Here is a 22,898-nt window from a genome sequence, read left to right as displayed (position 1 = left end):
TCACGCCTGATCCGCCTTCGCACGGATCACGGCGACGGCCTCGTTCAGCGTGAAGGAGGCCTTCAGCTCGCCTTCCTGGAGGACGATGCCCATCTCCTTGCGGAGGATCAGGCTGAGCTCCACGAGGATGAGGGAGTCGATCTCCAGCTCGTCGAAGGTGACGCCGGACAGCAGTTCCGTCTCGTCGAGGCCGAACTTCTCACTGATCAGGGCGGAGACGCGGTGCTTGAGGGATTCCTGGGTCTGGATGACGGGAGTGCTCATGATGAGGTTCCTTTGATTGATGTGGTCGGTGCGGTCGGTGTGTTCGGTGGTCTCGGAGAGGTCAGTCGGTCTCGAGGGCCGGCCAGACGAGAGCGGCCGAGCCCCAGGTGAGGCCGCCGCCGAAGCCGGTGAGGAGTACCCGGTGGCCCGGCAGCAGCTCGCCGTCGGCGGCGGCGTCCCGCAGGGCGAGCGGGATCGAGGCGGCGACGGTGTTGCCGACCCGGTCCAGGTTCACGACGATCTGCTTGTCGTCGAGGCCGAGTTGCTCGCCGACGGCGTTGAGGATGCGGATGTTGGCCTGGTGCGCCACGACCTTGTCGAGCTCGGCGGGTGTCCAGCCGACCCGGTCGAGCAGCGTCTGCGAGGAACGGCTCATGTTCAGTACGGCCTGGGTGAAGACGGGTCGGCCGTCCATCGTGAAGAAGTGGTCCTCGCCGCCCGGGAGTTCGGGCGTGGAGCGCTGACGGGAGCCTCCGGCGCGCACCGTGATCAGATCGGCCCCAGAGCCGTCGCTGCCCAGGTCGAAGCCGAGCAGTGCTCCCGGCTCGTCCGCCTCGCCCGCCCGCAGGACCACCGCTCCGGCTCCGTCGCCGAAGATGGCCCGGGTGGTGCGGTCGGCCGGGTCGAGGATGGTGGAGAAGGTGTCCGCGCCGATCACCAGGGCCCGTTCCGCGACACCGGCGGTGATCATGGAGGACGCGGTGGCCAGCGCGTAGACGAACCCGGTGCACACGGCGGCCACGTCGAAGGCGGGCACCGTCCCCAGCCCGAGCCGGTGGGCCACGTCCGGTGCCGTGGCCGGGCACGGCCGGTCCGGTGTGCTGGTGGCCAGCACCACCAGGTCCACGTCGGCGGCGGCGTCCCCGCCCGTACGGCGGGCCGAGGCGAGGGCGTGCTCCCCGGCCGCCACGGCGAGGTCGGAGGTGGCCTCGCCCGGGGCCACGACATGGCGCAGGCCGATCCCGGTACGGGTGCGGATCCACTGGTCGGAGGTGTCCAGCTGCCCGGCCAGCTCCTCGTTCGACACGGCCGTCGCCGGCAGCGCGCCGCCCAGGCCGCACAACACCGCGGCGCGGCTCATGAGACCAGCTCCTCGATCTTGTGGGCGCCGGTGGGGTCGGCGGCGCCGGTAGTGGGGTCGTTCGGGGTGGGCGCGTCCGGCGCGTCCGGCGCAGCCGGTGCCGAGGTGCGGCGGGCCGTGCGGAAGCTGTTGCCGGCCCGGCGCAGTGCCGTACGGATCGCGGCCGGTTCGGGGGCCGTGAGTGCCGCTATGTGTCCGTCGGGGCGGACCAGGACGGCCTTCGGCGCGGTGCCGAGCAACGGGGTGAAGCCCGGCCAGACGGAGATGTCCCGTACCGGCACCCCGTCGGGCGCGGCCTCTGTCACGGCCTCGCGGGCGGCCACCCATGCGGCGTCCTGCCGTTCGCCGGCCCAGAGCAGCAGCGTCAGCCGCGCCGGGTCGATCGAGGGCCAGCGCTCGGCGCCCGGCTGGGGCGCGCCGTACGCGGTGAACACTGGCAGCCGGTCGCCGACGCGGAGCCTGCGGGTCAGTCCCGGCAGCGTGTCGCGCAGGGACTCGGCCGGCCGGTAGCTGACGTCGTGCTGCGCCATCAGCGGGGCGCCGAACCGTTGCAGTACCCCGGTCCGGTGGGCCAGCCGTACGGTCGCGTCGCGCAGGGCGAGTTCGTGGCGCCGCTTGAACAGCCCCCAGCTGGTCTGCTTGGCGGTGGTCAGCACGATGCGCTCCGCGGCCAGATGGCGGTCGCTGTCGTAGGTGTCGAGGATGCCCGGTTCGAAGGCGCCCTTGACGACGCCGGCCAGCTTCCACGCGAGATTGACCGCGTCCTGGATGCCGGTGTTCATGCCCTGCGCGCCCGCCGCGCTGAACACGTGGGCGGCGTCGCCGGCGAGGAAGACCCGGCCCGCCCGCATGGTCTCGGCCACCCGGCGCCGGGCGCGGAAGATGGTGGACCAGTCCAGCTCGCCGACGATGCCGGGCCGCGGGGAACGCTCGTCGAGGAACCGCTGGAACAGCTCGGGCGGCGGCCCCTGCTCCCCTTGCCAGTCCGGCACGCTGATGGCGAGCCGGTACATGCCGCCGCCGAAGGGGGCGATGCCCAGGGCTCCGGAGCGGGAGTAGCAGTAGACCAGCGCGTGCTGGTCCATGTCACCGGCCACCGGGCCGTCACCGATGGCGAACAGCACGTCGTTCCCGGTGCCCAGGAGCTCGATCCCGGCCAGGCGGCGCACCGCGCTGTGCGCGCCGTCCGCGCCGATCACCCAGTCCGCCTCGATCCGCTCGGTGCTCCCGTCGGCCCGGGTCACGTCGGCGACCGGCCGGGGCCCCGAGGTGTCGAGCCCGCTGAGGGAACCGAACTCGATCTCACCGCCGTGGGCGGCCAGCCGGGTGCGGATCACCTCCTCGGTGGTGTCCTGCGGGACGACCACGCCGAAGGGGTACGGGGTGTCGGCGAGCCGGCTCATCTCGATGGAGCCCAGGTGCCGCTTCTCGGAGTAGTACTGCACCTCGTCCAGCCGGTTGCCCAGCTCGATCAGCGGCTCGGACGCGCCGATACGGCCGAGGAGTTCCAGGCTGCGCGGCCACACGACGCTGGCCCGGGAGTGCTGGACGGGGCCGGCGGCCGAGTGGTCGATCAGCCGGACCGGAACACCCTGTGCGAGCAGTTCGGTGGCGAGTACGAGTCCCACGGGGCCCGCGCCCACGACGAGGACGGGACGCCGCTCACCGGGACCCTCGCGCTGAGGGAACGTCATGACAGTGCCTTTCTTCGAGTTCGAAGCGGAGAGGGATCGAAGCGGAGAGGGTGGGGAGAGAAGCGGAGAGGAGCGAAACGGGGACGGGAGGGTGGGAAGTCCCCGGAGGAGGATCAGGTCCGTTGCACCACGACCGCGCTCCAGGTGAATCCCGCGCCCGCGCTCAGCACCGCCGCGTACTCGCCCCGTTCGAGGCGGTGCGGGCCGGTGCCGGTGGTCAGGGCGGTCAGGTTGGACAGCAGGTCGCCGGCGCCGAGGTGGCCGGTGCGGTCGCCCAGGTCGGCCAGGGGCGCGTCGGTGACCTCGGCGACGGCGGGGCCGTACACGTCCCGTGCGGTGGCCCGGCCGAGGCGTGGGAGCAGTACCGTGCTCAGCCGTCGTCCGTCCGGGCCGATGCCCGCCTCGGTCAGCGCGGCGGCCAGTACGGCCGTGGTCTCCCGGCGCAGCCGGGCGAGGAAGCGCGGCTTGTCGTGCTCGGCGAGGAACGCCTTCTTGGTCCGGCGGACGTCCACGGCCGCGCCCCGGGTGTGCGGCGCCGGATGGAAGGTGTCGGCGTCGCGGTGGGCGTTCTCCAGCTCGGGCGCCGCCCGGGTCCGCAGGGCGCGCAGGGCGAGCGCGCCCTCCGGGACGCCGTCGGGTCCGGCGCCGACGACGGCCGCGGTGCCGCCGTCGCCGTACCAGACGCCGTAGTCACCGCCCCATCGGTCGAAGCCCGGCGGTGCGAAACGGTCGGCGGTGGTGATGAGGACCGGCGCGCCGCCGGGATGCGCGGCCAGTCGGTCCACCGCGATGCGCAGGGCCGCCGCCGCGCCGTTGCACATCTGCTGGATGCCGGTCGGGATCGCGTCGTGGGCGCCGGTCTCGGCGGCCACGTAGTGCGCGGGCGACCAGAAGTCGTGGCCCTGGTAGTACGTCCAGGCGTGCAGTACGGCGGTGAGGTTCCCGGCGGGGACGCCGGCCCGGGTCAGGGCCCGCCGGGCGGCACGCACCGCCATCTGCGGGGCGGACAGGCCGTCGGAGACGGGCAGTTGCTCGTAGCCCATCGCGTCCGCCTCCCCGGTGGTCACCCGGCCCGTGGCCAGCGAGTCCGCCGTCTTCTCGGCGGTGGGCGGCAGCCACTCGGCGGGAGCGAGCCACAGATCGTCGGGGATCACAGGCACTCCTCTCCGTCGAGCAGCGGAACGCCCGTCGACGCCGTGGTGGTGTGCATCCGGCCGGAGGCGATGACGTCGCCGTCCTGCTCGAAGTCGATGTGGAAGGTCCGCAGGTCGGGCAGCATCAGACTGAGGTTGTCCTGGTGCGTGTACGTCTCGGTCTTGCGGATGTGCACCGTGGTGGGGATGTCCAGTTCGGCGTACCGCATGAAGGAGAAGTCGAAGCCGGCGACCGTGCTGCGGCTGACCGAGGCGCCCCACAGGTCGGACACGCCGAGCAGGCAGAGCTGGCGGGCCGCCTCCATGAGCACCATGCCGGGTACGTGGTCCTGGCCGTGGTCGAACATGCTGCGGTTGTCGAGCGGGACCCGCACGGTCGCGGACGCGTTGTCGCTGCCCACGGTGGCGTCGGCGAGCACGACGTTCGCCGGGTCACTGCGGCCGACCAGGTGCGGGTCGACGTACGCGCCCTGGCGGGGCAGGTCCCGGAACGGCACCAGCGGCCGGCCGCGGCCCTGCAGACGGACCGTGTCGTAGACCTCGGCGGGGATGTAGCCGACGTCCATGCGCACGAAGCCGAGGCAGCGCTGGGCGAGCTTCATGTCGATGCCGAAGGTCAGCCGCCGTACATCGCCGGGGGTGCCGCGGCGGTTGCTGGTGCGCACCGAGATCCGCAGCTCACCGGGCTGTTCCTGCTGGGGGAGGGTGAGCAGCCCCGGCAGCTCCATCGACCAGGACCGCAGCAGGAACTTGCTCTTGCGAGAGACCCCGGCGTACTCGTGGCCGCCGTAGGTCTCGGCCTGCCGGCAGCACTCCAGCAGCAGCATCGGGTCGGGGCTGCCGAGCCGCGAGGTGTGCCCGGTGTAGTAGGCGTGCAGCGGGGGAAGCTGGGCGGCGGCGAGATACTCGTCCTCGCCGGTCTTGCGGGCGTCGGTGAGAAACACCTCGGACAGCGCCCAGCGGTGCAGCAGGGAACGGTCCACGGTGCGCATGAATTCGAGGTTCGCGGCGCCCGGCAGGCAGGTCTTCTTTTCGGCAGGGGTCATTTTCTTCGTCCTCCTGATGCGGCGCGAGACGGGGAGTCAATTCCCTTTCCTCTCGCTTGATTTCATTGTCGAGGGGGGTGGCAAAGCGCTCACTAAAAGCGAACTCAAGCGAACTCGGGGGGCGAACCCTGGCCCACCCAGGCGAGCGGACCGCGGTAGCCGTTGCCGGCCCGGTCCCAGTTCGCGCGGGGGACGGCGGGCCCGGCGGCGGCGTCGTCGGTGGCGCGTGCCCGGAGTGCGGTCAACACGGCCACCAGCGCGCCCAGTTCGTCGGGATCCGGGTTGCCGCGTACGACACGGAAGGCGGCCTCGCGCAGTACGTCGGCCCCGGACGGCGCGGCGCTCACAGCGGGGTGATCCCGTGCTTGCGCTGCGGCAGCGCCCGGTGCTTGGTCCGCAGCATGGCCAGCGAGCGGGCGAGCACCGCGCGGGTCTCACCCGGTTCGATGACGTCGTCGACCAGGCCGCGTTCGGCCGCGTAGTACGGGTGCATCAACTCGGCCCGGTACTCCCTGACCATCTGCTCGCGCATCGCCGCGGGCTCGTCGGCGGCGGCGATCTGCCGGCGGAAGATGACGTTGGCGGCACCCTCCGCGCCCATCACCGCCACCTCGTTGGTGGGCCAGGCGAAGGACAGGTCCGCCCCGACCGAGCGGGAGTCCATGACGATGTAGGCGCCGCCGTACGCCTTGCGCAGGATCAGCTGGATACGGGGGACGGTGGCGTTGCAGTACGCGTACAGCAGCTTCGCGCCGTGCCGGATGATCCCGTTGTGCTCCTGCTCCACGCCGGGCAGGAAGCCGGGCACGTCAAGCATGGTGACCAGCGGGATGTTGAAGGCGTCGCACAGGGACACGAACCGCGCGGCCTTCTCGCTGGCCTTGATGTCCAGCGCCCCGGCGCCGACGACGGGCTGGTTGGCGATGATGCCGACCACCTGCCCGTCGATCCGGGACAGGGCGCACACGATGTTGCCCGCCCACGTGGGGTGGACCTCGAAGTACTCGCCGTGGTCGACGATCTCCTCGATGACCTCCCGTACGTCGTACCCGCGCGCGGGGTCGGCCGGGACGAGGTCGGCGAGCCGGTCGGTGCGCCGGTCCGCCGGATCGTCGCAGGGCAGCGCGGGCGGGGCCTGCCGGTTGTTGGAGGGCAGGTACGACAGCAGGTAGCGCACGTCCTCCAGGCAGTTCGCCTCGTCGTCGTACGCGAACGCCGCGACTCCGGACACCGACGCGTGCACGTCGGCGCCGCCCAGCTCGTCCATGCTGACCTGCTCACCGGTGACCGCCCGCACGACGTCCGGGCCGGTGATGAACATCTGGGCCACGCCCCGCACCATGAAGGTGAAGTCGGTCAGCGCCGGCGAGTAGGCAGCGCCTCCCGCGCACGGGCCGAGGATCACGCTGATCTGCGGGATCACGCCCGAGGCACGGGCGTTGCGGCTGAAGATGCCTCCGTACCCGGCGAGCGCGGTCACCCCTTCCTGGATGCGGGCGCCCGCGCCGTCGCAGAGGCTCACCAGCGGGGCGCCGGACGCCTCCGCCAGGTCCATCAACTTGTGGATCTTCCCCGCGTGGGACTCGCCGAGCGCCCCGCCGAAGATCCGGAAGTCGTGCGCGTAGACGAATACCTGGCGGCCGTCGACGGTGCCCCAGCCGGTGATGACGCCGTCGGTGTGCGGTCGGCGGTGCTCCAGGCCGAAGCCGGTCGCGCGATGCCGGCGCAGTGGCTCCAGCTCGGTGAACGACCCTTCGTCCAGCAGGAGTTCGATGCGCTCGCGGGCGGTGCGCTTGCCTCGTGCGTGCTGCGCCTCGGTCGCCCGCGGTCCGGGCCCCGCGTGCACCTCGGCACGCAGCCGCCGTAGCTCCTCCACGCGCACATGCATGCTGTCGGGACGCTCGGGCTCCGACTCGGCGAACGGCACCGGGTTTTCCGCAATGGGTTTCTCGACCAGGATGGTCATGCCTTGTCCTCCCGTCCGGGTGGCCGCCGGATCGAGGCCGCCCGAAAGAAGGGTTCGGGGTCGCTGACAATGCCTGACTAAAGCCGGGAAAAAGTCGCCGACCTCTTTTCCGGGCCTTGAGCGAAAAGCGGGCCGGGGCATGAGGGAAACGCGGTCCGGAGCTTGAGCGGCCTCCGCCGACGATGTTTCCGACCGTCGTCGGAATCTCGAAGGGGCAGATCATGGTCGCGCACGTTCACGGGTCCATCGCCGAGCCGCGGTACGCCGTCCTGTTCCCCGGTCAGGGGGTGCAGCGCCCTGGTATGGGCGAACCGTGGCGGGGGACGCCGTCCTGGGAGCTCGTCGACTCCGTCTCCCGGGCCTCCGGCTTCGATGTCGCGGAGCTGCTGCTGACGGCGGACCAGGAGACCCTGTCCCGCACCGACCACGCCCAGATCTCGGTGTTCACCGCGTCCCTGCTGGCCTGGTCGGAGTTCCGGAGGCACGATCCGCACGCAGCCGCGCGCGTCGTCGCCGTCGCCGGACACAGCCTCGGTGAGTACTCGGCCCTGGTGGCGGCGGAGGCGCTGTCGGTGACCGACGGCGCCTGGCTGGTGGGCGAGCGGGGCCGGGCCATGGCGGAGGCGGCCCGGCGGCGGCCCGGCGCGATGGCCGCCGTGATGGGCGGTGCCGTGGAACAGGTCGAGGCGCTGGTGGAGGCGGCCTCCCGGGACGGTGCCGAGCTGTGGGTGGCCAACCACAACAGCCCGCAGCAGACGGTGATCGCGGGCAGCCGTACGGCCGTGGAGGTCACCGCCGTCCGCGCGGCCGAGGCCGGCCTGCGCTACAGCGTCCTGCCGGTCACCGCCGCCTGCCACAGCCCTTACATGGAACCGGCCGGCGTGGCCCTGAGCCGGGCCCTGGAGCTGACGGGTTTCGTGACGGGGACGGTCCCGGTGGTGGCCAACGTCGACGCACGCGCCCACCAGGGCGGCACCCACTGGCGCGAACTGTGCGCCCGTCAGCTGGTCAGCCGGGTCCGCTGGGCGGACACCCTTCACGTCCTCCACGAGGAACTGGACGCCACCGCGTTCCTGGACATCGGCCCCGGCTCCACCCTCGCCGGCCTGGCCAGGCGCAACCTGCCGGAGATTCCGTCCGACCGTTTCAAGGCCCCGGTCCCGCAGACCGCCTGACGGGGTGTCCGGCCCGTCACCGAAGACCGAGGAAGGCGATGGCCGGCCACCGGGCTGATCCGGTGGCCGGCACATCCCGGTGAACCGGGGTCAGGGCTGTAGCTGCCACTGCTGGCAGTTGTTGTTCAGCCAGGTCCAGAGTCGGACGTCGGTGCCGTCCGAGCTGGCGCAGTCCGCCACGTCCGCGACCTTGCCGCTGTTGGGGTTCGTCAGGCGCAGCCACCCGCTGTCGGTGTCGGTGAGCGTCCAGCGCTGGCAGGCGTTGTCCCACCACGTCCACTGCTGGATGTTGGTCCCGTCGGCGGTGCCGCAGTCGTTGACGTCGAGAGCCTTGTCGCTGACCGTGCTGATGATCCGGCTGGTGCCGTCGCCCAGCGGTTCGACGCGCCAGCGCTGGTTGGCACCGCCCGTGCAGGTCCACAACTGGACGTTCGCCCCGTCGTCGGACGACCAGTTGTTCACGTCGAGGCACTTGCCGGTCGCCCGGTTGACCAGCTTGAAGTCGTTCGGCGTGTAGATGAAGCCGATCTTGTCGAGCTCGTCGCCGGTCCGGCCGTGGAACCCGGCGATCTGCCAGCCCGAGGGCGCGCTGCGGGTGACACAGTCCGAGGTGGTGGAGCCACCGGCGAGGGTGCGGCCGAGGCTGGTGGTGAACTTCGCGTAGAAGATCCGCGTGGTGTTGTTGTACTTGCCCTGGCACAGGTACGCGCCGGTCACGTACTCGGTGCTGCCCAGGGTCAGGGACGAGGCCGTGCCCCCGGTGCCGCCGTGGGTGAGCGTCGTACCGTTGCTCAGGGTCACCCCGACCTGGTCGACCCGGTCACCGGCGCGCAGGGAGATCGTGGTGGCCTGGGCGCCCCACGGAACGCTGTTGACGTCGGTGAAGTAGTCGCCGTGCGGGCCGCCGAACTGGTCGCTGAACTGGTAGGCGGGGTTGGTCTTCCAGGTGAAGGCCGCGGTGATCGGGTCGTGGTCGGAGAGCATGAGACCGGTGCCGGACTCCAGGAAACTGGAGTGCTCGTTGTTGTAGCTCGTCGAGTCGAGGGTGACGAACCTGCTGCTGCGGTAGAGGATCTTGTCGACGACCTCGCAGGTGTTGGGCACGGTGGCGCCGGTCTGGTCGCAGACGAGCGCGTCGCTGCCCTTGGCCGGGGCCACACCGCCGAGGATGTTCTTCACCCAGGCGTCGGTGAGACCGTTCGCGGCGTTGAACTCGGCGATGGTGTCGCCGGAGCGGGTGTAGCGGGTGTTGGTGTCGCCCATGACCACGACGGCGTTGCCGGCCGAGTGGGACTGGATGAACGCCGTCAGCTGGTTGAGGTTGTCGGCGCGTGAGGCCAGGTCGCCGTCGTTGGTGCCGGCGTTGGTGTGCAGGTTGTAGAAGTCGACGTAGACGCCCTCGGCGAGGCGCTCACGCATGAAGGTGAAGCCCTTGGGGGTCAGACAGTCGCCGGAGTCCCACTGGCAGGAGTTCCAGCCGACCCGTTCGAAGTCGTCCTCGTCGTAGGAGATCTTCGAGAGGGTGTTGAGGCCGCTGCCGATGCCGGCGCCGCCGCTGGTGGGGGTGCGGTAGGCGTGGCTGGTGTCGCCGGCGTAGAGGTAGGCGTGGTAGTTGAAGTCCTCCTGGACCTGGACGATGTCGTACGGCGCGATCCGCTGGCCGATCGCCGTCGTCGAGGTCTCGCGGTCGGTCGACGCGCTGGAGAGGATCTCCGGGAGCCCGGCGACGTTGTAGGACAGCACGTTGAAGGTGCCGGATGCCGCTGCCGTGGCCGCCGCGGCGGGCGTCGCCGTCGCGACGGTCGCGCCCAGACCGGCGAGCGCGAGGGCGCCTGTGGCCAGACAGGAGAGAAGTCTTCGCATCGGTGTCTCCTTGGTGATGCGGTGCGGACGCCGGGGCGATACATGTTCAGTGCATGCCAAATTGGATGCTTCGGGCATGCGTGGATCGCGGCCGGCGCGCAACAGGGGAACTGGGGAGTGCGGGGGGACGCCCGTCCTGTCGGGGGTGCAGGCGCGGTGCGACTGTACGCGTCGACAGCCCTCTGATGTAAGCGCTTGTGGAGGTCGTCTTCGGACTCACAGGAAGGCGCCTCCGCGGCGACCGGAGTCCGATGCGGAGGCGCGGCCTGTCCGTCCGGCGTCCGGCTTCCGGCGGATCGTTCTCGCTGCGGCGACCGTGACGGTGTCGTGGGTCCGGTTGCCGGGTGTGTGTCGCGTGTGTGCCGCGTGCGGCCGGTCGCCGTTATTGAGACCAGAGTTATCAGTTTCTGGACAGAAGAGGTGACCACTCTTTACAGATGTAGTCGACACTGATCAAAAATGATCGGAAGCTTGAGGTGCGGTTCGCTGCCACCACTCGGTCACTACTCGGTGCGGCTGACGACACCGCTCACGTTGAGGACTTCGTGACATTCCTGCGCCTGGCGGCCGGTGGCCGGAGTGCCCGGCTTTGTGCAGGTCACTTGGATGGTCACGCGGTTGTTCGCGGTGATCTTGATGGGGGTGACCCAGTGGTAGTCCTGGTTGCGGAAGGTTTCCAGGGCGATCGTGGTGATCTTGCGGTTGCCGAAGCTGATCGTCATCACCCCTTCGTCACCCTGGAAGTTGGCGACGACGATGTCCGTCACACCGAAGACCGTCTTCTCGGCCACCTTGTGGAAACCGGATTCGGTCGTCCCGCTGGAGGTCTTCAGGTCGATGGTCTCCGAGCTCTGCTGACCGCCGCCGATCGTGGTGCCGCCGTCCCCGGTCGACGTGCCGTCGTCACCTGCTCCGGGAGCTGTGCCCGTGCCCGTGCCGTTGTCATTGCCCTGCCCGTCGGGCGAGGGGCTCGCGCCACCGGACCCGTTGCCGGGTGTCTGCCCGCCCGCGTCCTGCTCTCCTGCGGGCGTGGGGCGCGGCTGGACCACCTCGGTGGCCGCCTCCTTCGCGGCGCTGCGCACCGCCGGGCGGACCAGCGTGAACCAGGCGAGCAGCAGCGCGAGCAGCACCGCGAGCACGGCGAGCAGCCACTTCGGGAAGACGGGGATCTGGATGAACTCCGCGTCCAGCGGCGGCCGGACGGCGATCTCGTCCGGCTGGGTCCTGGCCGGCCGGGTCCCGTCCAGGTCGCCGGTCTCGGCGGTGGCCAGGGTGAACGGCCACACCATCGGGGAGCCGAACCACACGGGCTTGCCGGTACGGACCCGCAGCCCGACCTCGACCGACTCGCCGGGCTCCAGCTTCGGCTCGGCCGGGTTGAAGGCGAACGCCAGCTCCTCGCCCGGCTGGCCCGGGGTGAAGCCCACCTGCACCGGGGTGTTGCCCTCGTTGCGCACCGCCAGCCGGTATCGGCCCCGCAGCCAGCCGCGCCGTCGGCGCGGCAGCAGCTCGGTGCGCAGCTCGTGGAACTCCTCGATGTGCACGGTGGTTTCGGGAACCCGTACCGCGTCGGGATGCTCGTTCGGCAGGACCCGGATCGCGAGGGGCACCTCGCCGGCCCGGATCGTCGGGGAGCGCGGCGGCTCCAGACGGATCGTCACCGTCTCGGAGGTGCCGGGGTAGAGGGAGACCCGCGCGGGTTCCACGGTGGTCCAGGAGGCACAGTCCCCTACGACCTCCAGGCTGTAGGCCTCGACGATGTCGCTGTCGTTGCGGACGGTCAGACTGGTCGTGGCGGTGCCGCCAGGGGCCACTGTCACGACCGGGATGTCGAGTCCGGGCGCACCGGGACCGGAAGAGGCTGCAGAAGGCGTCACGCCACCACGGTAGAAGCGCCGGCCGGCATTGGCCGAGGGGTACGAGGGCAACACCCGGGCAGTCGTGGTGCCCGCGAAGACACCGTCAACTCGCCCTTAGCAGTTGGTCGTTGATGTTAACCGACGGCTCCCGCGCGCCGCCTTCCGGTGTTCGTCCGGCCCCAGCGATCCTCCCCCACGAACTCACGAACTCAACGAACAGGTCCCCCAATGCCCCGCGCGGAGGAGAACACCCCTGCCATGTCCGTCTCCATGTCCTACGACCACGCCACCGTCGGCTCCGGGAGCCGGGTCTCTCGCACCGGTCGGCCGGAACGGGTGACCGTGGCCGTCTACGCCGCCGATCCGATCCTGCGCGTCGGCGTGGTCCAGCAGTTACGCCACCGTCCCGAGGTCGACCTGCTCGCCGAGGTCGACACCGACGCCGAGAGGGCCCAGGTGTCGCTGGTGGTCGTGGACCACGTCGGCGACGACGTGACCGCCCTGCTGCACCGGCTGCGGCTCAACTCCGCCACCCGCGTGGGCCTTGTGGTCGGCACTCTCGGCTCCGGCGCGCTGCAACGCGTCATCGAGTGCGGCGTGTCGGCGGTGCTGCGGCGCGCCGAGGCCGACCAGGACCGGCTCGTCCACCTGGTCCTCGCGACGGCCAACGGCGAGGGAGTGCTGCCCGGTGACCTGCTCGGCAAGCTGCTCTCCCACGTCGGCAGCCTCCAGCGCTCGGCGCTCGATCCGCAGGGCCTGTCCCTGTCCACGCTGACCACACGGGAGGCGGACATGCTGCGCCTGGTGTCGGAGGGGCTGGACACCGCGGAGATCGCCCGCAAGACCGCGTACTCCGAACGGACCGTCAAGAACGTCCTGCACGAGATCATCACCCGCCTCCAACTGCGCAACCGGACCCATGCGGTGGGCTATGCGCTGCGGAACGGACTCATCTGACGACAGTCGGGTACGTCGGCGCTGCCCGAAAGCGCACCGCACGTTTCCCCCAGGTACGGCTCCGTCTCCCTGCCGTGTCGTGCGCGGTCGTCGCAGGATGGCGGGGGCCCGTCCACGTGCCGCATTCCAGACTGCGAGAGGGACCTCCATGGGAACCGCTAGGGAGTGCCCGGCGGATCAGCTCGGCGTCGCGGGCGCCGGCACGCGCATCCGCCGGACACCGCCCGGCCCCGGCGGGCGGTACCGCCCGGGAAGACTCGGCATGGCGTTGCTGCTGCTCGCCCCGTTGCTCGGGGTGACGGCGGCCTCCGGGCCGGGCAGCGCCGAACCCGCGGCGCGGGCAGCGGCCGCCGACACCACGAACACCCGGATGACCTACGCCGGCACCCGGCACCGCAGTCTCGGCCAGGTGGCCACCACGACCTCCAGTACCCCGCTGTTCGGCGCGGGACCGGCCCACTCCGACGTCCAGCCGGCCGCCCTCGGCGACCAGCTGGTCTTCGCGAGCCTGCGCGACGAAGCGACCCCGCAGATCTATCTGCGGTCCGCCGACGGTGCCGTACGGCGTCTGACCGGCGGCATGGACGCGGCGCATCCCCGGCTGACACCGGACGGCACGTCCGTGGTGTTCGACGCTGCCGGGTCCGCGGGCCCGGGCGACGGTACGCAGCGCGACCTGTGGCTGGTGCGCACCGACGGCACCGGCCTGACGCGGCTCACGGACACCCCCGCGAACGAGGAGAGCCCGACGGTCTCCCCCGAGGGGCAGCGGCTGGCGTACGCGAGCGACAGCGACGCACTGACGGGGGAGCAGGTCTACGTACGGCCGCTGGCGGGCGGTACCGCCGTCCGGATCACCGACCCCGCGAACGGCACGGCCACCGAACCCGTGTGGAACCCGGTGAACGACGAAGAGAACCGGGACTGGATCGCGTACACCGCCACGACCACCGCCGAAGGGCGGAGCGTGCCCCGGCTGCGGGTGGCGAACGCGAACGCGAACGGCGACGAACCCCTGCTCGGGGGCGCGCAGGCACAGTGGCGGGCCCATGGGGCAGCGTGGCTGCCCGACGGGGACGGTGTGGTGTTCCTGAGCCCCGAGATCACCTGTGAGTGCGAGGGCGACTGGGACCATGTGTTCCGGACGACCGCCCACGCCGACCAGGTCCCCTCGCTGGTGCTGAACGAGGACCGGGAGGTCTCCACGGTCACCTGGTCGGGTCCGCTCGACGGCGGTGGCGTGGTGGTCGAGCGCACCTCGGCGGCCGGCCCGCACGTGGTGACGTTGCAGGACGCCCGGGCGGACGGGTCCGACCCGCGCGACCTGGGGCTGACGATCCTCAACGAGGACCCGGCGGCCGACACCAACACCGATCCCGCCAAGGACCCGCTGTTCCAGCCCGCCGCCGGGTACGACCCGTGGACCGAGCGGCAGAACTACACACCCGACGGCCGCCGGATCGTCGTCACCCGCTTCGAGACCGACACCGACGGACGACGGATCGAGCGGATCTGGACGGTGGACGCCGACGGCTCCGACGCGGCGCCCATGCCACTGGCGGGCCGTGCCGCGACGGACTGGGACACCGACCCGACGTTCTCCCCGGACGGCAAGTACCTCGCCTTCACCCGGACTTCGCCGGGCGGTGTCGGTGAGGCCGCCGGTCCCAGCCGGATCCTCGTCGCGGACGCGACCACCGGGGCGATCACCGGCGAGGTCACTCCGCCGGCCGGGGAGCAGACGGGCCGTGACGCCCAGCCCACCTGGTCCTCCGACGGCACCACCCTGGCCTTCACCCGCAGCGAGGTGATCGACGGGGGCGGCGGCAACAAGCACATCTGGACCGTGCCCGTGAACGACCTGACCCGGCAGCGCGACCTGAGTTCCAGGATCTGCCCGGGCGCCTGCGAGGTCATCGACGACAGCCCGGCGTTCTCGCCGGACGGGACCGGCATCGCCTTCAACCGCAAGAGCGGCGGCGGCGCGGTCGACCGACGCGACGGCATCCTTCTGACCTCCCTGTCGGGCGACGACTGCCGGGTGCTGACCCCCGCAGCCGCCCGCGACCTGCCCGGCGCCTGCGGCCGGCAGCTGCCGGACACCTCGGCCACCGGTCCCTTCCAGCCGCGCGACGCCGCCTGGACGGCCGACGGCACGAGCCTGGTGATCAGCTCACGGGCCGCCGTGGCCGCCAACAGCCCTGAAAAACTGAGCCTGTTGGACGTCGACTCCGGCGACCTGACCCCGCTCACCAGTACGCTCCCGGGCCGGCAGAAGGAACCCAGCGTCCAGCAGTCGGTGAACCTCGCCGTGCGGGCGCCCGGCACCACGCCCGAGGTCATCGTCGGCGGGTCCACGACCGTCCAGGTGGACGTCGTGAACAACGGGCCCGCCGCCTCGCCCGGCACCACGCTGACCATCGCCCCGCCGGCCGGTGTGCAGGTCACCACGGTGACCTGGCCCGGCGGTACCTGCGACGCCGCCTCCCTGCAGTGCGTTGTCGGCGTGGTGCGGCCCGGCACCACCGTCACGGTGAGCGTCACCCTCACCGGCCTCACCACAGGAGACCAGCCCGTCGACTGGTCGGTCACCGGCACGGTCCTGGACCCCGAGCCCAGCGACAACGCCGGCCGGACCGTGGTCCCGGTGCGCGAGGCCCCGCCGACCCCGACCCCGACGCCCACGATGACCGTGCCCACAGTGCCCACCGTGCCGGCCGAACCCACCGAACCGTCCGTGCCCGCCGAGCCGCCCGCGCCGGACGCCGGACCCGGCGTGAAGGTCACCGCCCAGCCCAACCCGGGCTACGTCGGCGGACGCGTCGTGGTGACCTACACCGTCCGCAACGGCCGCAACGCGCTCGCGACCGGGCTGCGGCTGCGTGTCGGCCTGCCCAACGGCATCCCGGACAGCGGGCCGCCGGCGGGCTGCGACACGTCCTGGGTGTGCGCGCTGCCGGACCTGGAGCCGCGCGCGAGCACCGTGGTCCGGGTCGTCCTCAGCCCGGACAAGGCGCTGACCGGCAACGTCACCGGCCTGCTCACCACCACCGGCACGGACGCCGACAAGGGCGACAACACCGCCCGGCTGCGGCTGCGCATCCTCCAGCCCCGCATCGTCGCGGTGCCGAACGTCGGCAAGCCCGGCTTCGTCACCTCGGTGCGCGGCAAGGACTTCCCGCCGGGAGCGCCGGTGCGGTTCACCTGGAATCCGGGGATCACCGCGGCGGCGGCACCGACCGTGCCGAAGCGGGACGGCACCTTCATCGGCCAGTTGCTCATCCTCGCCAAGGACCAGACCGGACCGCGCGTCATCACCGCCAGGGGCCCCGGGTTCTCACCGGTGAAGACCGACTTCCTGGTGGTCAGCGGGACCGTCCAGCCGCCCGACGAGGTGACCCGCCGGTGATCCACGAGGTCGACGAGGGGCTGCGCCGGCTGCTCGGCGAGTCCGGCCTGGAGGCGTCGGGCGTCGAAGTGGTCCTCGACGCCCCCACCCGGGACTGGGCCGCACGCCGCAGCGCCCCCACCGTCTGCGTCTTCCTCTACGACATCCGGGAGGACGCCGTCCGGCGCGGCAGCGGCGCCGGTGAGGTGTACGACGCCGACGGCCATCTGGTGGCGCGGCGCACCCCGCCCCGCTGGTTCGAGCTGACGTACCTGGTCACGGCATGGGCGAGCCGCCCGCAGGACGAACACCGCCTGCTCTCGCAGGTGTTGGCGACCCTGGTGGCCCGCGACACCCTGCCCGCCCGCCTGCTCACCGGCACGCTCGCCGAGCTCGGCCTGGCGGTGGGACTGGACGCCGGCGGGACCCGGCTCGACGCACCGGCCGCCGCCGACGTGTGGTCGGCGCTCGGCGGCGAGCTGAAGGCCTCGCTCCAGATACGGGTGAGCGCGCCGCTCGCCGGTGTGACCACGGTGACCGCGCCGCCGGTCACCGAAGGCCTCGTCGTGCGCTCGGCCACCCGTAGCGAGAGCGGAGAGACGACGCCGGGCCGCCGGCTGCGCTACCAGGAGGCGACCGACCCGGGCCCGGACGGCGGCTTCGCCGGCCCGCGAGAACGGGGATCCGCCCCAGCCCGTCGCCGCCGCCGAGGGGACCGCCAGCCGTGACGCACACCGTCGAACCCGTGGTCGTGGTCGGCCCTGACCGAGTGTCCGTCGACGCCGACCCCGTGTCCGCCGGTGTGGAACACCTGTGGGCGCGGCTGCGGTTGGTCGAGGAGCGGGTGCGGCATGCCGTGGCTGTCCGCCGTGCCGCCGATCCCGATCCCGACGACCCGTATCGCGGGCAGTACCTCACCCCCGACGCGGTCGCCCGCATCCTGGACGAGCCGGGTGGTCTCGACGTGCCCGCGCACGAGCCCCGCCAGCCGCCCGCCGGGTCCGTACTCGACGGCCTCGCCCAGCGGTTCGGGCTGTCCCCGCTGGATCTGGACCTGCTCCTGGTCGCGGTGGCACCCGACCTCGACGCGCGGTTCGAGCGGCTCTACGGCTATCTCAACGACGACCTGACCCGCCGTCGGCCCACGGTCGGGCTCGCCCTGGAGCTGTGCGGGCTGGGCGGGGCGGCAGCCGCCCGGTTCCGGCTCGCTCCCGGGTCGCCGCTGGTCGCGGGCGGTCTGGTGGAGGTCACCGAGCCCGAACGGCCGCCGCTGTCAAGGGTGTTGGCGGTGCCCGACCGGGTGACCGGGCATCTGCTGGGCAGCGCCCGGCCCGACGCCAGGCTCGCCGGGGTGCTCGGCGAGGCCCGTGAGGACCCGACCGCCGAGACGACGGACGTCCACCGGACGGCGTCCGCCGCCGGGACCGGCGTCGGCCTCGTCCATCTGCGCAGCCGGGGTGGCGACGCCGCGGGGCTGGCCACCGCCGCCCTGAGCGCGGCCGGGCTGCGCCCGCTCGTCCTGGACGCGACGGCGCTCTCCCGGCGCCCCGGCGACGTACCGGAACTCGCCCGGATCGCCGCCCTCGAAGCCCGTCTGACCGGCGCCGGGGTCGTCCTCGGACCCCTGGAGGCGCTGCCCGGCGAACCCGCCGAACGGGCCCGCACGCTCGGGGCGTTGTGCGCGGCGCTGCGGGGCATCCCCCTGTTCACGCACGGCACCGTCGGCTGGGCCCCGGAGTGGGCCGCCGACACCCCCGTCGTCCTGACCGTGCCGGCGCCCTCGCCCGAACGGCAGGCCGCGCGCTGGCGGTACGCCCTCGACGATGCCGCGGGTGACGGCGTGGTGATCGGCGACGTGGAAGCCCTCGCCGAGGCGGTCGCCGCGCACCGCCTGGACTCCGGGCAGTTGCGCCGTGCCGCCGATGTGGCGGTGCGCACGGCCGCCCTCGCGGACCGCCCGGTCCGCCCCGACGATCTGCGCACCGCCGTACGGGCCCAGAACGGCGCGGGGCTCGACCGGCTCGCCCGCCGGGTGGAGCCGGGCGTCGGCTGGGACGATCTGGTGCTGCCGCCCACCACGGACCGGCGGCTGCGCGAACTCGCGCTGCGCGCCCGCCACCGTGAGCAGGTGCTCGGGCAGTGGGGGATGCGGCCCGGCGGCGGCCGGGGGCGCGGCGTGATCGCGCTGTTCGCCGGCGAGTCGGGCACCGGCAAGACGATGTCCGCCGAGGTCGTCGCCGCCGACCTGGGCATGGACCTGTATGTGGTGGACCTGTCCACAGTTGTGGACAAGTACATCGGGGAGACCGAGAAGAACCTGGAGCGGATCTTCACCGAGGCCTCCGCGGTCAACGCGGTGCTGCTCTTCGACGAGGCCGACGCGATCTTCGGCAAGCGCTCGGAGGTGAAGGGCGCGCACGACCGGCACGCCAACATCGAGTCGGCGTATCTGCTGCAGCGCATGGAGTCGTTCGACGGCATCGCGGTGCTGACCACCAACCTGCGGGCCAACCTGGACGAGGCGTTCACCCGCCGCCTCGACGTGGTGGCCGACTTCCCGGTGCCCGACTCGGGCCAGCGCCTCGCCCTGTGGGAGCGCTGCCTGGGCGACCGCCTGCCCCGCGCCGACGACCTCGACCTCGCCTTCTGCGCCGACCGCTTCGAACTCGCCGGCGGCTCCATCCGCGCCTGCGCGGTGACCGCTGCCTACCTCGCGGCGGAGTCCGGCAGCCCGCTCACCATGCGGCAGCTGGTGACGGCGGTCGCGCAGGAGTACCGCAAGCTGGGGCGGCTGGTACTGGAGGGCGAGTTCGGGCCGTACACGGCGGAGGCGACCGGGGCCTAGCCGCGAACCCGGCCGCGAACCCGGCCGTGGGCCTAGGCGCCGGTGGACATCTTGTCCTCGTAGTCCGAGTCGGTACCGCTGCCCTGCGAGTCGAACTGCATGCTGGCGAACGGCTGTCCCGGCGCCGGCGGCTGGAAATCGTCGGCCATCTCGGCGTCGGACTCGCTGCTGGAGCCGCTGCTCTCGGTGTCGCTGTCGGGCGCGGGAGCCGGGACGTCGTTCAGGGTGTAGATCGCGGTGTCCTTGGAGCCGCTCTTGGTCACCCAGCCCGCGGCGATGTACGACTCGATCAGCTTGTCCCGGCGGTCCTTGGAGATGTCCGAGAAGGTCATGCCCTGCGCGTGCGCGGCGGCGGAACTGGTCGCGGGGGTCTGGCCTGCCGCACTGCCGTCCTCGTAGTCCTTGTACGCGAGGAAGGTGGCCTTGTCCTGGGCGATCGCCGACCGGGCGAATTCCTGCATCTGCTTCTCGGTCAGCGTCGGGTTCGCACCCAGTGCCTGCTTGGTCTCCGTGTAGAAGTCCGCCGCGTCGCTCGGGTCCCGGCCCGCCCGCATCAGGTCGTTGACGTCCGGTTCGTTCGTCCACTCGCGGTAGGTCGTGGTGGTGGAGTGGCTGTCGAGGTAGATGTCGATCCTGATCGGGGTCATCACATGGCGGTGGTTGCCCGTGTTCGTCTCGTAGATCACCTCGAAGGTGAGGTTGCCCGTGCCCACCCCCACCAGCGCCTGTTCGATCTTGCGCCACATGCCGGTGCCCTGGTTCAGGGACCACTGGGGGACGATGTTCTCCGTCTTGTCGCTGCCGCCGACCTCGAGACCCATGACGTGCCCGCGGTCGTAGCCCGCCCCGCCGAACAGATCCTTCCAGACGTCCGCCTCGGAGGGTGCCCCACGCTTGCCCTTCGCGTTCTTGTAGGCCGTGTGGAGCTTCTTGACCGCGATCGGGTTCGGCGCCTGGCCCCGGCCCGACGTGGCCGTCGGGATGACGGGACCGGTCACAGTCTTGGGACGCTGGATGGGGAGGTTCTGGGCGTGCTGGGCGCCCGGCTTGGTGGGCTGGTAGTGCGTCACGGTCGCGTTCTCCAGCGTGGTGCTGCTGGCCCGCTGCACCATGTCCGCCTCGGCCATGCCCGCGCCCGCCGCCCCCGCCTTGTGCCCGGCCGCCTCCGGCGCCCGCTGCACGTCCGGCACCGGCCCGGACATGACCTTGTGCGCGTTGGCCTCGGCGGCTCGTTCGAACTTGTCCGACGGGTCGGAGATCTTGAGCCCGTTGCCGTGGTCGGTGCCCGACACCGGACCGTTGCGCTGCTGGACGACATGGGTGAGTTCGTGGGCGAGGGTGTGCTTGTCGCGGCCACCGGCACCGAGGACGACATGGCTGCCGGAGGTGTAGGCGCGGGCCCCGATGGCACGGGCCGAGCGGGTGGCGGCGGCCCCGGTGTGCAGTCGTACGTCGGAGAAGTCGGTGCCGAACCGGGACTCCATGTCCTGGCGCACCGGCGCGGCGAGGGGTTTGCCGGCGGAGCCCAGGACCTGGTCCACACCGTGGTCCGGTTGCTCCGTCACGGGCGCCGGACGGGCACGGCGGGCGATCATCGCGGTCACCGCGGCGTTTCCCGCGCCGCGCTGGGCCGCGCGGAGCCCGTCGGCGGTGAGCGGCGGCGGTACGGCGGGGCTGCCGGAGGTCTCCTGGCGGGCGGGGGCCGGGCCGCGCGTGGCCTGCCGGTGCTCGTGCTGCTCGGCGTGCGCCCCGGACGTCCGCAATTCGTTGCCTCCTCGTCGGCGCAGCCCTCCTGCGACCCCCAGTGGACCGCCCCGACGAGTGCCCCGTCCAGGCCCGCAGGGGCAGAGCGAGGGCAAGTCGGGGCGGCGGCCGGTCAGTTGGAGTGGGCAACGAAAGGCACTGATCCTGCCCCTGGCCAGGTCCCCGAGGCCCTGCCGCCCTGGCGGACCCTCGCGCAGACTCGCCCTGGACACATGTGACCGACCCGTAGGACGCGAAGGAGCGAGCATGCCGACGTACCTCACCCCGGGTGTGTACGTGGAGGAGGTGCAGTCCGGTGCCCGACCCATCGAAGGGGTCGGCACGGCCGTCGCCGCGTTCGTGGGATTCGCCGAGAACGGCCCGTTCCACACACCGACGCTGGTCACCAGCTGGGACCAGTACACCCAGACGTTCGGCGGCTTCACCGAAGGCACCTATCTGCCGCTCTCGGTCCACGGCTACTTCGCCAACGGCGGCGGCGCCGCGTACGTCGTGCGGATCGGCGGCCAGGCCGAGGACGCCTCCGCCCCGGCGGTCGACGGCGGCCGGCGCGGCAACAAGGCGGCGGAGCCGGTGGCCCTCGGCGGCTTCCTCATCGCCGCGAAGCCCGGCGTCACCGGGGTGTCGGTCGAGGTCGCCGACGCGGACGGCGAGAACCCGCCCGAGGACCGCTTCAAGGTCCTGGTCCGCCAGGGCGACCAGGTCGCGGAGACGTACGAGGCCTCCACCCGCAAGAACGTCAAGGGCTACCTGGTCAGCCAGGCCCGCGCCTCCAAGCTGATCCAGGTCACCGAGCAGCAGTCCGCCGCCCAGACCAGGCCCGCCGCCCAGACCCTCGCGGTGCCCGACGCCCCGGCCGCGCCCAGCGCGAACGGCTCCGGCGAGGTGGCCCGCCTCAACCCGGCGGAGTACGTCGGTGACGCCGCCGCCCGTACCGGGTTCGGCGGCCTGGAGACCATCGACGAGATCACCATGGTCGCGGTGCCGGACCTGATGAGCGCCTACCAGCGCGGCGACATCGACGCCGAGGGCGTACGCACCGTGCAGCTCGCGGTGATCTCGCACTGCGAGCAGATGGGCGACCGCGTCGCCGTCCTGGACACCCCGCCCGGCCTGGGCGCCCAGCAGGTGCGCGCCTGGCGCAACGACGAGGCCGGCTACGACTCCCGCTACGCCACCCTCTACTACCCCTGGGTGCGCGTCTTCGACCCGGCCACCGGACGCAACACCACCGTCCCGCCGAGCGGTCACGTCGCCGGCGTGTGGGCGCGCAGCGACGGCGAGCGCGGTGTGCACAAGGCGCCCGCCAACGAGGTCATCCGCGGCGCGGTGGACCTCGAACTCCGGCTCAGCAAGGGCGAGCAGGACCTGCTCAACCCGATCGGCGTCAACTGCGTACGGGCCTTCCCCGGCCGCGGCATCCGCATCTGGGGCGCCCGCACCCTCTCCTCCGACCCGGCCTGGCGCTACCTGAACGTGCGCCGACTCTTCAACTACCTCGAAGAGTCCATCCTGTTGGGCACCCAGTGGGTGGTCTTCGAGCCGAACGACGACCGACTGTGGTCCAGCATCCGGCGCAACGTCACCGCGTTCCTCACCGAGGAATGGCGCCGGGGCGCGCTGTTCGGCCGTACGGCCGAGGAGGCGTTCTACGTCAAGTGCGACCGCGACAACAACCCGTCGGAGTCCATCGACCAGGGCCGGGTCATCTGTGAGATCGGCGTCTCGCCGGTCAAGCCCGCGGAGTTCGTGGTGTTCCGGCTGGCCCAGTTCTCCGACAGCACCAGCCTCATCGACGAGTGACCACGGGTCGGTAGAGAAGCAGAGCAGAAGAGAAAAGAC

16 protein-coding genes and 1 pseudogene are annotated in these 22,898 nt (G+C 72.0%); 6 read left to right on the top strand and 11 right to left on the bottom strand.

From position 1 onward, the window contains the following. The 7 genes from OHN74_RS20080 to OHN74_RS20050 all read right to left on the bottom strand — a co-directional run bounded on the left by OHN74_RS20080 (window position 1) and on the right by OHN74_RS20050 (window position 7,127). Entirely contained in the window at window positions 1-264 is a 264-nt protein-coding gene (locus tag OHN74_RS20080) for an acyl carrier protein (protein ID WP_327695937.1), read from the bottom strand. Window positions 265-325: 61 nt separating this feature from the next. Further along, window positions 326-1,345, bottom strand: a complete 1,020-nt coding sequence (locus OHN74_RS20075; RefSeq protein WP_327695936.1) for a beta-ketoacyl-ACP synthase III — start codon at window positions 1,343-1,345, stop codon at window positions 326-328. Beyond that, window positions 1,342-3,039, bottom strand: coding sequence for an FAD-dependent monooxygenase (locus OHN74_RS20070; RefSeq protein WP_327695935.1), 1,698 nt, complete (start codon window positions 3,037-3,039; stop codon window positions 1,342-1,344). The genes OHN74_RS20075 and OHN74_RS20070 overlap by 4 nt, the downstream gene beginning before the upstream one ends. Window positions 3,040-3,152: 113 nt before the next feature. After that, window positions 3,153-4,193 (bottom strand): 3-oxoacyl-ACP synthase, encoded by a 1,041-nt coding sequence (locus OHN74_RS20065; protein ID WP_327695934.1) that lies wholly within the window; start codon window positions 4,191-4,193, stop codon window positions 3,153-3,155. Next, a complete protein-coding gene (locus OHN74_RS20060; protein ID WP_327695933.1) occupies window positions 4,190-5,239 on the bottom strand; it encodes an AfsA-related hotdog domain-containing protein in 1,050 nt (349 codons plus the stop codon). Before OHN74_RS20060 ends, OHN74_RS20065 begins: the two co-directional genes overlap by 4 nt. Before the next feature lie 104 nt (window positions 5,240-5,343). After that, window positions 5,344-5,586, bottom strand: a complete 243-nt coding sequence (locus tag OHN74_RS20055) for an acyl-CoA carboxylase subunit epsilon (protein WP_327695932.1) — start codon at window positions 5,584-5,586, stop codon at window positions 5,344-5,346. Beyond that, entirely contained in the window at window positions 5,583-7,127 is a 1,545-nt protein-coding gene (locus tag OHN74_RS20050) for an acyl-CoA carboxylase subunit beta (protein ID WP_327700192.1), read from the bottom strand. Before OHN74_RS20050 ends, OHN74_RS20055 begins: the two co-directional genes overlap by 4 nt. Window positions 7,128-7,426: 299 nt before the next feature. Between OHN74_RS20050 and OHN74_RS20045 the strand changes: the two genes are divergently transcribed. After that, on the top strand, window positions 7,427-8,380 hold the full coding sequence (locus OHN74_RS20045) for an ACP S-malonyltransferase (RefSeq protein ID WP_327695931.1): 954 nt from the start codon (window positions 7,427-7,429) through the stop codon (window positions 8,378-8,380). Window positions 8,381-8,470: 90 nt separating this feature from the next. Here OHN74_RS20045 and OHN74_RS20040 read toward each other — a convergent pair whose 3' ends face one another. The 3 genes and pseudogenes from OHN74_RS20040 to OHN74_RS20030 all read right to left on the bottom strand — a co-directional run bounded on the left by OHN74_RS20040 (window position 8,471) and on the right by OHN74_RS20030 (window position 12,120). Further along, window positions 8,471-8,899, bottom strand: a complete 429-nt coding sequence (locus tag OHN74_RS20040) for an RICIN domain-containing protein (protein ID WP_327700191.1) — start codon at window positions 8,897-8,899, stop codon at window positions 8,471-8,473. Beyond that, window positions 8,891-10,243, bottom strand: a pseudogene (locus OHN74_RS20035) (jacalin-like lectin); the annotation flags it as partial. The gene OHN74_RS20040 and the pseudogene OHN74_RS20035, both read right to left, overlap by 9 nt. Before the next feature lie 503 nt (window positions 10,244-10,746). Then, the gene (locus OHN74_RS20030) at window positions 10,747-12,120 is read right to left on the bottom strand and encodes a COG1470 family protein (RefSeq protein ID WP_327695930.1); all 1,374 of its coding nucleotides are present in this window, start codon (window positions 12,118-12,120) and stop codon (window positions 10,747-10,749) included. Between the two features lie 240 nt (window positions 12,121-12,360). Between OHN74_RS20030 and OHN74_RS20025 the strand changes: the two genes are divergently transcribed. The 4 genes from OHN74_RS20025 to OHN74_RS20010 all read left to right on the top strand — a co-directional run bounded on the left by OHN74_RS20025 (window position 12,361) and on the right by OHN74_RS20010 (window position 19,292). Then, the gene (locus OHN74_RS20025) at window positions 12,361-13,059 is read left to right on the top strand and encodes a helix-turn-helix transcriptional regulator (protein WP_327695929.1); all 699 of its coding nucleotides are present in this window, start codon (window positions 12,361-12,363) and stop codon (window positions 13,057-13,059) included. Window positions 13,060-13,321: 262 nt separating this feature from the next. Beyond that, a complete protein-coding gene (locus tag OHN74_RS20020; protein WP_327700190.1) occupies window positions 13,322-16,468 on the top strand; it encodes a hypothetical protein in 3,147 nt (1,048 codons plus the stop codon). Further along, window positions 16,465-17,175, top strand: a complete 711-nt coding sequence (locus OHN74_RS20015; protein WP_327695928.1) for a DUF4255 domain-containing protein — start codon at window positions 16,465-16,467, stop codon at window positions 17,173-17,175. Before OHN74_RS20020 ends, OHN74_RS20015 begins: the two co-directional genes overlap by 4 nt. A gap of 41 nt (window positions 17,176-17,216) precedes the next feature. Then, complete coding sequence (locus OHN74_RS20010; RefSeq protein WP_327700189.1) at window positions 17,217-19,292, top strand: ATP-binding protein; 2,076 nt, start codon at window positions 17,217-17,219, stop codon at window positions 19,290-19,292. 32 nt (window positions 19,293-19,324) lie between these two features. On the opposite strand, the gene OHN74_RS20005 is transcribed toward OHN74_RS20010, so the two are convergent. Continuing rightward, entirely contained in the window at window positions 19,325-21,055 is a 1,731-nt protein-coding gene (locus OHN74_RS20005; protein ID WP_327695927.1) for an eCIS core domain-containing protein, read from the bottom strand. Window positions 21,056-21,302: 247 nt separating this feature from the next. On the opposite strand from OHN74_RS20005, the gene OHN74_RS20000 reads away from it, so the two are divergent. After that, window positions 21,303-22,859, top strand: a complete 1,557-nt coding sequence (locus OHN74_RS20000; RefSeq protein ID WP_327695926.1) for a phage tail sheath family protein — start codon at window positions 21,303-21,305, stop codon at window positions 22,857-22,859. Window positions 22,860-22,898 lie beyond the last annotated feature (39 nt).

This window comes from Streptomyces sp. NBC_00459, assembly GCF_036013955.1.
Taxonomy (GTDB): domain Bacteria; phylum Actinomycetota; class Actinomycetes; order Streptomycetales; family Streptomycetaceae; genus Streptomyces.
Note: the sequence above shows the minus strand (reverse complement) of the source record. Positions and strands in the feature narration are given on the sequence as shown.

Coding starts and splice junctions, on each gene's coding strand:
- OHN74_RS20080 (WP_327695937.1), bottom strand. CDS start 264: ATGAGCACTCCCGTCATCCAGACCCAGGAATCCCTCAAGCACCGCGTC.
- OHN74_RS20075 (WP_327695936.1), bottom strand. CDS start 1,345: ATGAGCCGCGCCGCGGTGTTGTGCGGCCTGGGCGGCGCGCTGCCGGCG.
- OHN74_RS20070 (WP_327695935.1), bottom strand. CDS start 3,039: ATGACGTTCCCTCAGCGCGAGGGTCCCGGTGAGCGGCGTCCCGTCCTC.
- OHN74_RS20060 (WP_327695933.1), bottom strand. CDS start 5,239: ATGACCCCTGCCGAAAAGAAGACCTGCCTGCCGGGCGCCGCGAACCTC.
- OHN74_RS20050 (WP_327700192.1), bottom strand. CDS start 7,127: ATGCATGTGCGCGTGGAGGAGCTACGGCGGCTGCGTGCCGAGGTGCAC.
- OHN74_RS20045 (WP_327695931.1), top strand. CDS start 7,427: ATGGTCGCGCACGTTCACGGGTCCATCGCCGAGCCGCGGTACGCCGTC.
- OHN74_RS20025 (WP_327695929.1), top strand. CDS start 12,361: ATGTCCGTCTCCATGTCCTACGACCACGCCACCGTCGGCTCCGGGAGC.
- OHN74_RS20020 (WP_327700190.1), top strand. CDS start 13,322: ATGGCGTTGCTGCTGCTCGCCCCGTTGCTCGGGGTGACGGCGGCCTCC.
- OHN74_RS20000 (WP_327695926.1), top strand. CDS start 21,303: ATGCCGACGTACCTCACCCCGGGTGTGTACGTGGAGGAGGTGCAGTCC.